General features: G+C 68.4%; 14 protein-coding genes. 9 read left to right on the forward strand and 5 right to left on the reverse strand.

The features are described from left to right. Positions 1-6 precede the first annotated feature (6 nt). The 3 genes from ACIBJH_RS23225 (at position 7) to ACIBJH_RS23235 (ending at position 2,294) form a co-directional block, all read left to right on the forward strand. Complete coding sequence (locus ACIBJH_RS23225) at positions 7-588, forward strand: hypothetical protein (RefSeq protein WP_399118759.1); 582 nt, start codon at positions 7-9, stop codon at positions 586-588. Positions 589-682: 94 nt separating this feature from the next. Then, on the forward strand, positions 683-1,882 hold the full coding sequence (gene mqnC / locus ACIBJH_RS23230) for a cyclic dehypoxanthinyl futalosine synthase (protein WP_200679992.1): 1,200 nt from the start codon (positions 683-685) through the stop codon (positions 1,880-1,882). A gap of 7 nt (positions 1,883-1,889) precedes the next feature. Continuing rightward, entirely contained in the window at positions 1,890-2,294 is a 405-nt protein-coding gene (locus ACIBJH_RS23235) for an imidazolonepropionase-like domain-containing protein (protein WP_399118760.1), read from the forward strand. A 70-nt stretch (positions 2,295-2,364) separates the two neighbouring features. Here ACIBJH_RS23235 and ACIBJH_RS23240 read toward each other — a convergent pair whose 3' ends face one another. Beyond that, positions 2,365-3,411, reverse strand: a complete 1,047-nt coding sequence (locus tag ACIBJH_RS23240; RefSeq protein ID WP_399118761.1) for a chitinase — start codon at positions 3,409-3,411, stop codon at positions 2,365-2,367. A gap of 401 nt (positions 3,412-3,812) precedes the next feature. On the opposite strand from ACIBJH_RS23240, the gene ACIBJH_RS23245 reads away from it, so the two are divergent. The 4 genes from ACIBJH_RS23245 (at position 3,813) to ACIBJH_RS23260 (ending at position 8,661) form a co-directional block, all read left to right on the forward strand. Then, positions 3,813-4,121, forward strand: a complete 309-nt coding sequence (locus ACIBJH_RS23245; RefSeq protein ID WP_365308768.1) for a hypothetical protein — start codon at positions 3,813-3,815, stop codon at positions 4,119-4,121. Positions 4,122-4,140: 19 nt separating this feature from the next. Next, on the forward strand, positions 4,141-6,549 hold the full coding sequence (locus ACIBJH_RS23250) for a bifunctional polysaccharide deacetylase/glycosyltransferase family 2 protein (protein ID WP_399118762.1): 2,409 nt from the start codon (positions 4,141-4,143) through the stop codon (positions 6,547-6,549). Next, on the forward strand, positions 6,549-7,883 hold the full coding sequence (locus ACIBJH_RS23255; protein ID WP_399118763.1) for an acyltransferase: 1,335 nt from the start codon (positions 6,549-6,551) through the stop codon (positions 7,881-7,883). The genes ACIBJH_RS23250 and ACIBJH_RS23255 overlap by 1 nt, the downstream gene beginning before the upstream one ends. 73 nt (positions 7,884-7,956) lie before the next feature. Then, a complete protein-coding gene (locus tag ACIBJH_RS23260; protein WP_399118764.1) occupies positions 7,957-8,661 on the forward strand; it encodes a demethylmenaquinone methyltransferase in 705 nt (234 codons plus the stop codon). A gap of 49 nt (positions 8,662-8,710) precedes the next feature. On the opposite strand, the gene ACIBJH_RS23265 is transcribed toward ACIBJH_RS23260, so the two are convergent. Then, positions 8,711-9,025, reverse strand: a complete 315-nt coding sequence (locus ACIBJH_RS23265; RefSeq protein WP_399118765.1) for a PASTA domain-containing protein — start codon at positions 9,023-9,025, stop codon at positions 8,711-8,713. A 120-nt stretch (positions 9,026-9,145) separates the two neighbouring features. Beyond that, positions 9,146-9,652 carry a GNAT family N-acetyltransferase gene (locus ACIBJH_RS23270; RefSeq protein ID WP_200711434.1) on the reverse strand — a complete coding sequence of 169 codons (507 nt, stop codon included), beginning with the start codon at positions 9,650-9,652 and terminating at the stop codon, positions 9,146-9,148. A gap of 98 nt (positions 9,653-9,750) precedes the next feature. Here ACIBJH_RS23270 and ACIBJH_RS23275 point away from each other — a divergent pair, with 98 nt between their 5' ends. Continuing rightward, positions 9,751-11,034 carry a geranylgeranyl reductase family protein gene (locus tag ACIBJH_RS23275; protein ID WP_399118766.1) on the forward strand — a complete coding sequence of 428 codons (1,284 nt, stop codon included), beginning with the start codon at positions 9,751-9,753 and terminating at the stop codon, positions 11,032-11,034. Here the strand turns inward: ACIBJH_RS23275 and def are convergent, their stop codons facing one another. After that, a complete protein-coding gene (def, locus tag ACIBJH_RS23280) occupies positions 11,035-11,661 on the reverse strand; it encodes a peptide deformylase (RefSeq protein WP_399118767.1) in 627 nt (208 codons plus the stop codon). Between the two features lie 194 nt (positions 11,662-11,855). Further along, entirely contained in the window at positions 11,856-12,659 is an 804-nt protein-coding gene (locus tag ACIBJH_RS23285; RefSeq protein ID WP_399118768.1) for a C40 family peptidase, read from the reverse strand. 745 nt (positions 12,660-13,404) lie between these two features. Here ACIBJH_RS23285 and ACIBJH_RS23290 point away from each other — a divergent pair. Continuing rightward, complete coding sequence (locus ACIBJH_RS23290) at positions 13,405-13,764, forward strand: NADH-quinone oxidoreductase subunit A (RefSeq protein ID WP_007383963.1); 360 nt, start codon at positions 13,405-13,407, stop codon at positions 13,762-13,764. Positions 13,765-13,766 lie beyond the last annotated feature (2 nt).

Genomic DNA, 13,766 nt, shown 5'->3' on the forward strand with positions numbered 1-13,766 from the left:
GGTCCGATGGACTACGACCATCTGCTCATCGCCCTCGCGGGGGTGTGGGGTGCCGGTGCGGGCGCGGTGGTCGCGCGGGCCGGGCGGCGCGGTGCCGGTACCGCGCTCCTGGTGGTCCTGGTGTGCGTCGCCCTCGCCGTCGCCACCGGGATCAGACCCGAACTGGCGGTCTGGCTGCTGCTCGCGCCGCTCGCACTGCTGCCCGCCGTCACCGCCCTGGCGCTCCCCGCCGCGGGGGTCGCCCTCGCGCTCCTCGGTGTCGCCGCCGTCCTGCCCGAGCACGCCGGTCACTGGACGACCGCGCTCCGCGGGGCGCTCGCGCTCGGCGCCGGGTACTACGCGCTGTCCCGCCTGGACCCCGGCGGCGGTGGCCTGGGCTCCGGGGAGGTGAGACTCGCGGTCGGCGCGGGCGTCGTCCTCGGGTGGTACGGGTGGCCGACGCTGATGCTGGGCGCGTTCGCGGGGTTCGTGCTCAGAGGGTTCTACGGCGGTGTCCTCGGCCGGAGACGGCGGACCGACGTCCGTTTCGGGCCTTTTCTGCTCGTGGGCGCCTTCCTCGGTCTGCTGGTGGGGGCGTACACGGCCTGACGTCGGGATGCGCGCGGCCTGAGGTCGGGGTGGCAAATCCGCTGGCGTAGGCTGGCAAGGTCCGTCCGCAACCCTTGACGAAAGGGACCTCCCGGTGACCGAGAAGGCCGAGCTTCAGTCCGTCCTCGACCGTGCCGCCGAGGGCGGGCGCATCACCCCCGAAGAGGCGCTCGACCTCTACCGCGACGCCCCGCTCCACGCGCTCGGCGCCGCCGCCGACGCCGTACGCAAGCGTCGGTACGCGGGTACGGAGCACATCGCGACGTACATCATCGAGCGGAACATCAACTACACGAACGTGTGCGTCACGGCGTGCAAGTTCTGCGCCTTCTACGCCGCCCCGAAGGACACCGCCAAGGGCTGGACGCGTGACCTCGACGACATCCTGCGCCGGTGCGCGGAGACCGTCGAACTCGGCGGCACGCAGATCATGTTCCAGGGCGGACACCACCCGGACTTCGGCGTCGAGTACTACGAGAAGCACTTCGCCGCGATCAAGGCCGCGTACCCCCAGCTGGTCATCCACTCCCTCGGCGCGTCCGAGGTCGAGCACATGGCCCGGATCTCGAAGGTCTCCGTCGAGGAGGCCATCTCGCGCATCCACGCGGCCGGTCTCGACTCCTTCGCCGGCGCCGGAGCGGAACTCCTCCCCGCGCGCCCCCGCAAGGCCATCGCGCCCCTCAAGGAGTCCGGCGAGCGCTGGCTGGAGATCATGGAGGCGGCGCACAACCTGGGCGTCGAGTCCACGTCGACCATGCTCATGGGCACCGGCGAGACCAACGCCGAGCGCATCGAGCACCTGCGGATGATCCGCGACGTACAGGACCGGACGGGCGGCTTCCGGGCCTTCATCCCGTACACCTACCAGCCCGAGAACAACCACCTCAAGGGCCGCACGCAGGCCACGCTCTTCGAGTACCTGCGGATGATCGCCATCGCCCGGCTCTTCATGGACAACATCGCCCACATCCAGGGCAGTTGGCTGACGACCGGCAAGGAGGTCGGCCAACTCTCCCTGCACTACGGGGCGGACGACCTCGGCTCGATCATGCTGGAGGAGAACGTGGTCTCCAGCGCAGGCGCGAAGCACCGCTCCAACCGCCTGGAGATCATCGACCTGATCCGCAAGGCGGGCCGCGTCCCGGCCCAGCGCACCACCACCTACGAGCACATCGTCGTCCACGACGACCCCGCGAACGACCCCGTCGACGAGCGGGTCATGTCCCACATCTCGTCCACGGCGATCGAAGGCGGCACGGCCCACCCCGAGTTGAAGCTCCTGTCCGCCAACTAGGGCTGCCGTGCTGACGATTCACACGGCGGACGAGGGCGGGGCCGTCGCAGTCGAGGGCGCCCGGATCGCGGGTGCCGGAACACTGGCCGAGATCCAGGCCCGCTTTCCCGGCGCACGGGTGCGGAGTTGGCCGGGCACGCTGGGCCCGGCCCGCATCCACGAGGGCCCCCTCCCGGACGCCCCGAGCCCACGGGAGCGCATCCACGCGGTCCTCAAGTCGGGCGCGACGGCTGTCCTGGAGAAGTACGTCGACTCGGCCGAACTCCGCTCGGCGGCGCACCGGAACGACGTCCAGATCCTCACCCACCCCACCACGGCCGACCAGGGCCGAGCCGACCTGGCCGTATTCGACGAGACGGGCGAGTGCATCGCGACGGTGTGTGCGGGTCGGCTACTTCACAGACGCCGGTGAGGCATGTCTTTCAGGGGCGCGGGGAACTGCACGCCCAGCCACAACGCACCCGCACCCGGCAACGCACCCGTCACCCGGCAAACGCTTCCCCGAACGCCCCCGAACTCTGCGTCACCCCACTGCAATCAGTAGCAGCGTCGTCATCCGAACTCCCGCTCTCACACTGCTGATCCCTGAACGTCGACCACATCGACACCCACGCAACCTCCTTCTCCTCGGCGAACTTCCGCACCTGCGCCGCGTCCGCCAGCGAAAACGTCTCCCCCGACACGTCGTTGACACCGAGCATCGACGTGAGCGCCATCCCCTGCCACGCCCCCGCGTCCGACAACCCGAACACCTTCTTCAACTGAGTGTGCGTGGCCGTGGCCGACGTGATCGCGTAGGCCCCCATGTCCCCGGTGTACGACTCGCCGTAGTTCATCGTCATGATGTTGACCGTGGAGACCTGGACCGCGTTGTCGTTCGCGGACTCCAGCAGCGCCAGACTGTCGGAGTCGAGCCCGGACGGCATCACGGGCAGCGTGAAGGACACCTTGAGGTCGCTGCGTTCCTTCTGGAGGAGCGCTATCGCCTTGGAGCGCAGGGCGACCGAGGCCGAGTCGGTGAGCGTGTCCCCCTCGATGTCGAAGTCGGCCTGCGTCGACCCCGCCGCGTCCAGCGCCTCGCCATAGGCCTTCGCGAGCGACGTCGCGCTGGTACAGGTCTCGGCCAGCTCCTTCCCGGACGCCCCGCCGAAGGAGACACGGACGCTCGCACCGGACGTCTTGAGCGCCGCGATCCTGGATTTCACGGCCGCGTTGTCGATCGCGGTCGTACCGTTCCACTTCGGCGTGCAACTGCTGCCGGAGGCGATCGCGAAGGCGAGGTTGTACGTCGTCGGCGACCCCGAACTGTCCATGTCGGAAGCGGTGGTGACGCTGACGTACGGTGCGTAGGACGTGCTCGACGAAGAAGCCGAGGACGTCGGAGAGGCGCTTTCGGTGGGGGTGGTCTCGGCCTTCTCCGTGGCTTTGGGTGCCGCATCCGACGAGTCACCGGAGCTGGAGGAGCAGCCGGTGACCGTCAGGGCAAACAAGCAGGTGAGCCCGGCCGCCGGTTTCAGGAAACTCCTCATTGAGCATGCACCCTTTCCGCGTGGGGACGGTGATTTCTGTCTCAGGATGGAAACAGAGTCGGTTTCCGCAGCCTAAATGAAGCACATGGGGCTGTGTCTTACGAAGACAGATAAAACATAGGAAACCCACGGGTACCGTTGCTCGAATCGGTCAAGTCGGGCGACGAAGCGGAAGATTGGGGACACTACTGACACCGGCCGCTCATATGGCATTTCCTGGGTTCTCTAAGGAAAGGCACAGGTTGCGGAGTTTTTCTTGGCGGGCTCACAAGAGAACCAGAGTTTTGGTCACATAAAGGCGGCCTAATGTCTGGGGAATGCAATCCGAGTCCGCCATCGATAACCACGCCTCTGCGCGCGGTCGCCGCCGCAAAGCCGGCAACGGGGCCGCAGAAGGCCCCGTGTTCGTTGACAACTCCGGCCGCCGGTCAAAGGTGCTGCGCCGGATCGGCCTCCTCATGGGCACCGTCTGCCTCGGGTACGCGTTCGTACTCGGCATGGCGTTCATGGGCTGGGGCATCTCGCTCAACCCCTCCTCGCTGCTGCCCTTCGGCGGCGGCCAGGCCGGTTCGGCCCCCGGGGGTGGCTACGGCCCCAACGGTGGCAGAGGCGGCGTAGCGCCCTCCGGTGTTCCGACCGGCGCTCCGACCGACATCCCCTCGGGCGCCCCCACGGGTGCGGCCCCGTCCTCCTCAGCCACCGCACACTGACCGGAGCGCCACCGCAGCCATGACTACGACGACTCCCTCGCGTGGGCGCCGGCGCGCCCCCACTCGGATGGAGCGCGCGGCCGGCAAGGCCGCCGCGCTCCAACGGCCCCGAGTGATTCTCGCCCTGCTGCTTCTCCTCGGCCTCACCTGCGTGATGCTGCTCGACGGTTACCTGCGCGCGGAAGTCGGCGGCGACCAGCGCGTCCGGGACGGCGCGAGCGCCAGCAAGGTCCCCGACAAGGTGCTCAACGGCGGCCCGATCCTGACCTTCCGCAACGGTTCGCCGGTCACCCAGACCATCCCGAAGAAGACGATCGTCCTCACGTTCGACGACGGCCCGAACCCCACCTACACGCCCACGGTCCTGAAGATCCTCAAGAAGTACGACGTGCCGGGCACGTTCTTCCTGGTGGGGTCGATGGTCTCGCGCTACCCGAGCATCGTGAAGCAGATGGTCGCGCAGGGCAACGAGGTGGGTATCCACACCTTCACCCACGTCGACCTCTCCTACCAGAGCGACGCCCGCATCAAGCGGGAGATGGAACAGACGCAGCTCGCCCTCGCGGGCGCGGCGGGCATCACCACCACGCTGTTCCGCGCGCCGTACTCCTCGGAGACGGACGCCATCGACAACTACAGCTACCCCGTCTACAAGAAGCTCGGCGCCTCCGGCTACACCAGCGTCTTCGTCGACACCGACAGCGACGACTGGAAGCAGCCCGGCGTCGCGAAGATCATCAAGTGGGCGACGCCGTCCGGGACTTCAGGCTCCTCGGTGCTCTTCCACGACGCCGGCGGTGTGCGCACGCAGACCATGAAGGCGCTGCCGCAGTACATCGAGAAGATGAAGGCGAAGGGCTACACGTTCACCACCGTGAGCGGCGCCATCGCCAAGAACGCCTCCGCCCAGCGGGCGGCGAACGGCACGGGTGCGGGCGCGGGCACCGGTGCCGCCGCCGGGACGGGCACCGGCACGGTCGAGGCGGGCGCGCAGCCCTCCGCGGCACCTTCCGCGGCTCCGGGCGGCACCAACCCCGGCGGCGGCCAGACGGTCGGCTCGGCCGTCGGCGGCACGGGCGCCACGGGCGGCACCCAGAACGGCACCCGGAGGACCTCGGTCCTCCAGGGCGCCCACCGCGAGGCCACCGGCATGACCCTCTACGAGGGCAAGGCGCTCATCTACGCCGTCATGGTCGCCGAGTGGGTGGTGCCGGGACTTGCGGCAGGCCTCACGGTCGTGGGCGTGGCCGTGATGAGCCGGTTCGGGATGATGCTGATCCTCGCGCGACGCCACTACAGACAGCGCAACAAACGCCGGTTCAGCTGGGGGCCGGAGGTCACCCGGCCGGTGACCGTGATCGTCCCGGCGTACAACGAGAAGGAGTGCATCGCCAACACCCTTGAGTCGCTGGCGAAGAGCACCCACCCGATCGAGGTCATCGTCGTCGACGACGGCTCCTCGGACGGCACCTCCGAGATCGCCCGCGAGGCGGCCCGCTCCTTCGGCATGACGAACGTCCGGGTCATCCGCCAGGAGAACGCCGGCAAGCCCGCCGCCCTCAACAACGGTGTGCGCAGCGCGAGTTACGACATCGTCGTGATGATGGACGGCGACACCGTCTTCGAGCCCGACACCGTACGGCAGCTCGTCCAGCCGTTCGCCGACCCCGAGGTCGGCGCGGTCGCGGGCAACGCCAAGGTCGGCAACCGCAACACGATCATCGGCGCCTGGCAGCACATCGAGTACGTGATGGGCTTCAACCTCGACCGCCGCATGTACGACCTGCTGCGCTGCATGCCCACCATCCCGGGCGCGATCGGCGCCTTCCGCCGCGATGCGGTGCTCCAGGTCGGCGGCATGAGCGAGGACACCCTCGCCGAGGACACGGACATCACCATCGCCATGCACCGCGAGGGCTGGCGGGTCGTCTATCAGGAGCACGCCAAGGCCTGGACCGAGGCCCCGGCTTCGCTCAAGCAGCTCTGGTCGCAGCGCTACCGCTGGTCCTACGGCACCATGCAGGCCCTGTGGAAGCACCGCAAGTCCCTTACGGACAAGGGTCCTTCGGGCCGCTTCGGCCGGGTCGGCATGCCCCTGGTGGTGATCTTCCAGATCATCACGCCGGTCTTCGCCCCGCTGATCGACGTCTTCACCGTCTACTCGATGATCTTCGTCGACTTCTGGGCGTCCCTCGCGATGTGGTTCGCGGTCCTCGGCATCCAACTCCTGTGCGCCGCCTACGCGTTCAGGCTGGACAAGGAGAAGTACCGCTACCTGCTGATGATGCCGCTGCAGCAACTGGCCTACCGCCAGATGATGTACCTGGTCCTCATCCACTCCAGCATCACCGCCCTGACCGGCGGCCGGCTGCGCTGGCAGAAACTGAAGCGCACCGGCGAGGTCGGCACACCGGCGGGGGCGAGCTGATGACCTGGGAGCAGCAACCGGGGTACGGGGGTGGGTACGGCCCGCCCCAACAGCCCCAGCAACCTCAGTACCCCCAACAGCCCTACGGCTACGACGCGTACGGCCAGCCGCAGCAGCCGTACCCGTATCAACAGCAGCAACAGCCGCCGCAGTACGTCGACTACGGGCAGCCGGTGTATGCCACGGCGCCTCTTCCCGTCGTAGAACCGGAGGTGGAGCCGGAGCCCGAGTCGGTGGTGGAGCCGGTGGTGGAGGAGACCGCCGAGGAGGTTGTCGAGCAGCCGGCTTCCAAACCGGCGGGCCGGGACCGGTACTTCGACACCCTGCGGGCCGTCGCGCTGATCCGGGTCGTGACCTACCACACCTTCGGGTGGGCCTGGTGCGGGATGGTGTTCCCCTCGATGGGGATCATGTTCGGGCTGGCCGGGACGCTGATGGCGAAGTCGCTGGAGCGGCCCGCGTTCAAGGTGGTCAAGAGCCGGATGCGGAGGCTGCTGCCGCCGTTCTGGTTCTGGGGCTTCTTCGTGGTCGTGGCGATGATGATCCACGACTGGATGCCGGGCTGGCAGATCGTCTTCTGGGTGGTGCCGGTCGGGGATCCGCCGGGCAACGCCTGGGGTCTTCAGGCCTGGGAGATCCTCTGGTACCTGCGGACGTATCTGTGGTTCGTGCTGCTTTCTCCGGCGCTGCTGTGGATCTTCCGCAAGGCGCCGATCCCGGTGCTGCTGCTGACGCTGGTGCCGATCGTGGTCCTGAAGTTCGTGTGGTCGGGGCCGGACAACCGCTTCGGCAACGCCCTGTGGGACCTGTCGACGTACCTCTTCTGCTGGGTCCTCGGTTTCGCGCACCGCGACGGGGTGCTGCAGAAGCTGAAGCCGTTCCTGGTGGTGACCCTGTCGGTCGCCGCGATCGTGTTCGGCGGCTGGTACGCCTTCACGCACCAGGCCGAGGCGGGCGGCACCTACGACCTGGACGAGAGCCCGCTCGCCCAGACCTACTGGTCGGCCGGTTACGTCATGCTCCTGATGTGGGCCAAGGCCTACTTCACCATCGACTTCGCCTGGCTGACCCGCTTCAAGCGCCTCGACCGGGTCGTCACGATCTTCAACTCCCGGGCCGTGACGATCTATCTCTGGCACGAGATCGCGCTGGTGCTGGCGGTGCCGCTGACCGACCAGTTCTGGAAGGTGCCCGCCTTCGAGAAGTGGCTGCCGCTGGGGAGCCAGTGGTTCATGTTCGGCATCGGCTGGATTCTCATCGCCCTCTTCATCGTGCTGTGCGGCTGGGTGGAGGACGTGGCGGCGAAGAAGAAACCCCAACTGCTGCCGTCGTGAGATTCCGTTCCCGTGCGGGTCGTACGGGCCGGGCGCCTTCGGGGTGCCCGGCCCGTACTGCCACAATGGGCCCGTGACCCGCGCATCCCTGGACAAGCAGCCGCACGAAGTCGCCTCGATGTTCGACGACGTGGCGGAACGGTACGACCTCACCAACGACGTGCTGTCGCTCGGCCAGGACCGCCGATGGCGCAAGGAGGTCACCAAGGCGGTCGACGCCCGCCCCGCGCAGAAGATCCTGGACCTGGCCGCCGGTACGGCCACCTCCTCGCTGCCCTTCGCCCAGAGCGGCGCCTACGTCGTCCCCTGCGACTTCTCCCTCGGGATGCTCCAGGTCGGCAAGAAGCGCCACCCCTGGCTGCCGCTCACGGCCGGCGACGCGACCAAGCTGCCCTTCAAGGGCGACACGTTCGACGCCGTGACGATCTCCTTCGGGCTGCGCAATGTGCAGGACACGGACACCGCGCTGCGCGAGCTGTACCGGGTGACCAAGCCCGGCGGCCGGGTGGTGATCTGCGAGTTCTCGCACCCGACCTGGGCGCCCTTCCGCACGGTCTACACCGAGTACCTGATGCGCGCGCTGCCCCCGGTCGCCCGCGCCGTCTCCTCCAACCCCGACGCGTACGTCTACCTCGCCGAGTCCATCCGCGCCTGGCCCGACCAGCCCGCGCTGGCCGAGCGCCTGCGCAAGGCCGGCTGGTCGAAGGTCGCGTATCGCAACCTGAGCGGCGGAATCGTGGCCCTGCACCGCGGCTTCAAGGACGCCACGGGCTGCTGACGGCCTGGGCTCCGCCCGGCCGTGCGGGCTCCGCCCGGCTGATCACCGGCTAGGTGATCACCGTCGCGAAGAACGCGTCGCCCGGCGGCTCGTCCAGCTCGCGCTGCATCCCGCCGCTCGGCGGCCTCGGGATCCGCGGCTCGCGCATACCGCCCCCGCCGTCCCCCTCACCGAAGTCGAACCACACGTAGACCATGGAGTCCCGCGGCACCTCCGCATCGGGCTGCGGGTACTGCCGTACGACGTAGTCGACGACGGCGAGATGGAAGTCGGGCCGGTCCGGCGCGTTGATGAACAGGCCGCGAGCCTGGGCTGTCTCGCGCGCGTCCACGGCCATCAGGCCGACGAGCCGCGGTACGCGCACTTCAGGTGTTTTGGGCGTTAAGCGCACAGATGTCACCCCCAGCGGTACCGGAAGGGTAACCCCGGTCCGGTCCCGACCGGAAGCGTCAAGTGTCGTTCTGTAGCTGTTGGTTACTCCCAGTTACAGTACGAGCCGGTAGCAGTGCCCCTCCTCCTTGCGGGTGGGCGTGGTGAAGACCTCGGCGAGGTGCATGCCCAGCCGCTTGGTCACCGCGATGGACCGGGTGTTGCGGGCCAGCACCATCGCCACCACGCTGGGCACCCCGGCCGCCCGCACCCGCTCCAGGGTCGCCTCCGCCGCCGCGGTGGCATACCCCCGGCCCCAGAACTCCCTGCCCAGCCGCCAGCCGATCTCGATCTCGCCCTTCGGCCCCCAGTCCTGCGGCCACGGCTGGGCGCCGGTGAAACCGATGACGCGGTCCTCGTCGTCGAGCATCGTCCACAGGCAGAACCCGCGTTCCGCGTCGTGCCGGCGCTGGCGGGCGGTCAGCTCCTCGTAGACGGACAGTTCCGCGGGCCTGCCGCCGTGGAACTCCATGACGTCCGGGTGGTCGAAGACCCGGTGCCAGGCCACGGCGTCCTCGTCGGTGGGGACGCGCAGCCGTACTGCGGGGAGAGCTCGGTTCACGGGGGCAGCCCTTCAGCCTGGTGATCAGTGGCGCTGAATAGACTGCCCATGTCCAGTGCCGGTCGGCACGCAGATTCCGAACTTGGGGAGATCCCGCCGTGACCGAGCCCCTCTCCGAAAACACCGCCGATGTGATCGTCGTCGGCGCGGGGCCAGCCGGCTCCGCCACCGCCTACCACCTCGCCAAGTCCGGACTCGACGTCCTCCTCCTGGAGAAGACCGAGTTCCCGCGCGAGAAGGTCTGCGGCGACGGCCTCACCCCGCGCGCCACCAAGCAGCTCGTGGCCATGGGCATCGACATCTCCGAGGAGGCCGGCTGGCTGCGCAACAAGGGCCTGCGCATCATCGGCGGCGGTGTCCGCCTCCAGCTGGACTGGCCGGAACTCGCCTCCTTCCCGGACTACGGCCTCGTCCGCAAGCGCGACGACTTCGACGAACAACTCGCCCGCAACGCCCAGAAGGCGGGCGCCCGCCTCTACGAGCGCTGCAACGTCGGCGCCCCGATCATCGACGAGCGCACCGGCCACATCACCGGCGTGAACGCCAAGCTCGGCGAGGAGAAACGCGAAGTCACCTTCCACGCGCCCCTGGTGGTCGCCGCCGACGGCAACTCCACCCGCCTCTCCCTCGCGATGGGCCTGCACCGCCGCGAGGACCGCCCGATGGGCGTGGCCGTACGGACCTACTTCGAGAGCCCCCGCCACAAGGACGACTACCTGGAGTCCTGGCTGGAACTGTGGGACCGCCGCGGCGCCGAGGACCGTCTCCTGCCCGGCTACGGCTGGATCTTCGGCATGGGCGACGGCACCTCGAACGTCGGCCTCGGGGTGCTCAACACCTCCAACTCCTTCAAGGAGTTGGACTGGCGCGAGGTGCTGAAGGCCTGGTGCGCGTCCATGCCCGAGGACTGGGGCTACACCCCCGAAAACATGACCGGCCCGATCCGCGGCGCCGCCCTCCCCATGGCCTTCAACCGCCAACCTCACTACACGAAGGGGTTGTTGCTGGTCGGCGACGCCGGCGGACTGGTGAACCCCTTCAACGGCGAGGGCATCGCCTACGCCATGGAGTCCGGCCAGATCGCCGCCGACGTCATCGTCCAGGCCCACGCCCGCCCCACCCCCGCGAGCCGCGAACTGGCCCTGCGCCGCTACCCGCAGGTCCTCAAGGACACCTACGGCGGCTACTACACGCTGGGCCGCGCCTTCGTGAAGCTCATCGGCAACCCGAAGGTCATGAAGATCGCGGCCCAGCGCGGCCTGACGCACCCCCTGCTGATGAAGTTCACCCTGAAGATGCTGGCCAACCTCACCGACCCCACGGGCGGCGACGCGATGGACCGCATCATCAACGGGCTGAGCAAGGTGGCGCCGAAGGCGTGATCAGTCGCTGAGTGCCGCTGTCCTGGCGGCCCGGCGGGCGAACACCTCGTCCCGTCGGTCCGCCACCTGCCGCAGCGCCTCCTTGCGGTCCCGCTTGGAGAGCCGGTCCAGATAGACCTGGCCGTTGACGTGGTCGGTCTCATGGGCGAGGCAGCGCGCGAAGTAGCCTGTGCCCTCGATCACAAGCGCGGTGCCGTCCTTGTCGAGCCCGCGCACCACGGCCCGGTCCGGACGCGGTACGTCCATCACCGCGCCGGGCACCGACAGGCACCCCTCGCCCTCGTCGAGCAGCCGGCGTCCGGCCGGGGCGAGCGGATCGAGCACCGGGTTGACGATGTGTCCGACATGCCGGACACCGTCGTCGTCGAAGCAGTCGTACACGAACAGGCGCAGATCCACGCCCACTTGATTGGCCGCGAGGCCGGCTCCGTCGGCGATGTACATGGTGAGGAACATGTCGTCGATGAGCGCGGCGAGGTCGGGCCCGAACTCGGTGACGTCCCGGCTCGGCCGGTGCAGGACCTCTTCGCCGACCTCGGTGACGCGGCGCACGGAGCCGCGCCCGGCCTCGGGTGCGGGGCGGGGGTAGGAGTCGACGGGACGTCCCTGGACGAAGACACGTGGCATGACTTGCTCTCCTCGGGTTTGGCGTCCGGCTGTGCGGTCAGCCGAACTGAAGGACCTTGAGAGAAGAGCTTTCCAGGGAGGCCGCGAACTCCGGTAGTGGGGACGCCCGGAGAGCGTTCGGCGGGACCGGGGTACGCCGAGGGGACCGTCGCCCCCGAGGCAACGGTCCCATGCTCACGGCGTCGTGCGCGGGCTCAGAGCACCCGCACCGCGCCCGTCGGCGGGTCGTAGGACAGCGGCCGCTCCACGATGCCGGTGGAGGGGTTCTGCGCGCCGACGAACATGCCGTCGCCCACGTACACGGCGACGTGGTACGCGCTGCCCGCGCTGCCCCAGTACAGGATGTCGCCGGCCTGAAGGTTGCTCAGGGACACCTGAGTACCGGCGGTCGACTGGTCCTGGGAGACGCGCGGCAGGCTGATGCCGACCTGCTTGAAGGCGGCACCGACGAGCCCGGAGCAGTCGTAGGCGCTGGGGCCGGTGGCGCCCAGGACGTAGGACTTGCCGATCTGCGCCTTCACGAAGGCCACGACGGCCGCGGCCGAACCCGTGGCCGTGGACGAGCCCGTGGAGGTGCTGGTGCCCGTGGAGGCGGCCAGGGTGGTCCGCTCGGTGCTCCGCGACGTGGCGCGCTCCGCAGCGGCCTTACGGGCGTCCTCCTGGGCCTTCTTCTTCGCCTCCGCCTTCTTCTTGGCGTCCGCGAGGTCCGCCTTGGCCTGCTTCGCGGCGTTTGCGGCAGCCGCGTCACGCTCGGCGCGCAACTGGTAGTTCGCCGCGGCCTGCTGGGTGGCCTCGGCGGACTGTGCGACCTGGGTGGACAGATCGGCCGTCAGGGTGGGCAGTTGCAGGGTCTGGGTCGTCTCGGCCGCGTTGGCCGAGGCCGCGCCCGCCGCCGCCATGCTGAGAACGCCACCGGCAACTCCGGCACGCACGGCGATGTTCGACGTCGCGCTGCGGCGGGGTTTCCGGTGGCTGCGTATGTGAGCGGTGTGGGACATGAGACCAACCGGTATCAGGGACTCATCCATACCTTCAAGAAACGTGTGCTGCGCCACAATTGTTCAGCAGGCACCTCGAACTTCGGGTGTGTCGTTCTTTATTGACGCCGTAACGGACATTGCGGACCTGCCTGATCAGGCCGGTGATCACGGTCTTTCGTCGTTACGTCCGAATTGCCTGACGATTACCACTGGTTGGGACAGGTGGCCAAGCCCGGTTCTCATGCGCCTCTCATGGGTGTGGTGCAGGTCACGGAACGGTCACTGGAATGTGTGCGTCTCGCGCGGGCACCCCGAGCGGTCGACTTCGTGAACGCGTGCACGCGTCCACACCGTGCCGGCCGACTCCTTCCGACGTGTGAACGGGCTCCCACTATCAAGCGGCCCTGTCCAACTCCAATTTGCATGCAAGGGAAGTCTCTTGATATGGAGACGCCGCCCGCCGCCTGCGGTGACGAGCGCGAATGTCACGTCCGGTGATCGCTCGGGCGCTTCGCGTGTGAAGATCGCCGCTCACTCGCCGTGATGATCGTTCGTCAGGTGGTGGAGATCACAAAGCTTGTGTAATACCCCGTGTCGCAGATCACAGAGCGACGGGCATAAGATGCGGAGCGGTTGGGCTTGTGACCTGCTTCACATGTTCGCGATCTTCGTCGGGACGGGCGGGAGTTGCCGAGTGTGTGAGGTGGGTGTGAGTCCGACGCCATCGCCAGCAGTCAGTGCCGACTGAGAGGAGCGAGGAGCGGTGAACGCGTATGCGCCCATCCTCGTACTGGGAGCCCTCGGGGCAGGCTTTGCGATCTTCTCCGTGGTCATGGCCACGCTGATCGGTCCGAAGCGGTACAACCGGGCCAAGCTCGAAGCGTACGAGTGCGGCATCGAGCCGACCCCCACGCCGGCAGGCGGCGGGCGCTTCCCCATCAAGTACTACCTGACGGCGATGCTCTTCATCGTCTTCGACATCGAGATCGTCTTCCTCTACCCCTGGGCCGTCACCTTCGACGCCCTGGGTGTTTTCGGGCTCGTGGAGATGCTGCTCTTCGTGCTCACCGTCTTCGTCGCGTACGCGTACGTATGGCGGCGCGGCGGCCTGGAATGGGACTGAGG

It is taken from the genome of Streptomyces sp. NPDC050548 (genome assembly GCF_044457385.1).
GTDB lineage: Bacteria > Actinomycetota > Actinomycetes > Streptomycetales > Streptomycetaceae > Streptomyces.

What these genes read in the sequence shown, in the direction of transcription:
- ACIBJH_RS23225 (WP_399118759.1), top strand. Translation starts at nt 7, where the DNA reads ATGGACTACGACCATCTGCTCATCGCCCTCGCGGGGGTGTGGGGTGCC.
- ACIBJH_RS23240 (WP_399118761.1), bottom strand. Translation starts at nt 3,411, where the DNA reads ATGAGGAGTTTCCTGAAACCGGCGGCCGGGCTCACCTGCTTGTTTGCC.
- ACIBJH_RS23250 (WP_399118762.1), top strand. Translation starts at nt 4,141, where the DNA reads ATGACTACGACGACTCCCTCGCGTGGGCGCCGGCGCGCCCCCACTCGG.
- ACIBJH_RS23255 (WP_399118763.1), top strand. Translation starts at nt 6,549, where the DNA reads ATGACCTGGGAGCAGCAACCGGGGTACGGGGGTGGGTACGGCCCGCCC.
- def (WP_399118767.1), bottom strand. Translation starts at nt 11,661, where the DNA reads ATGCCACGTGTCTTCGTCCAGGGACGTCCCGTCGACTCCTACCCCCGC.
- ACIBJH_RS23285 (WP_399118768.1), bottom strand. Translation starts at nt 12,659, where the DNA reads ATGTCCCACACCGCTCACATACGCAGCCACCGGAAACCCCGCCGCAGC.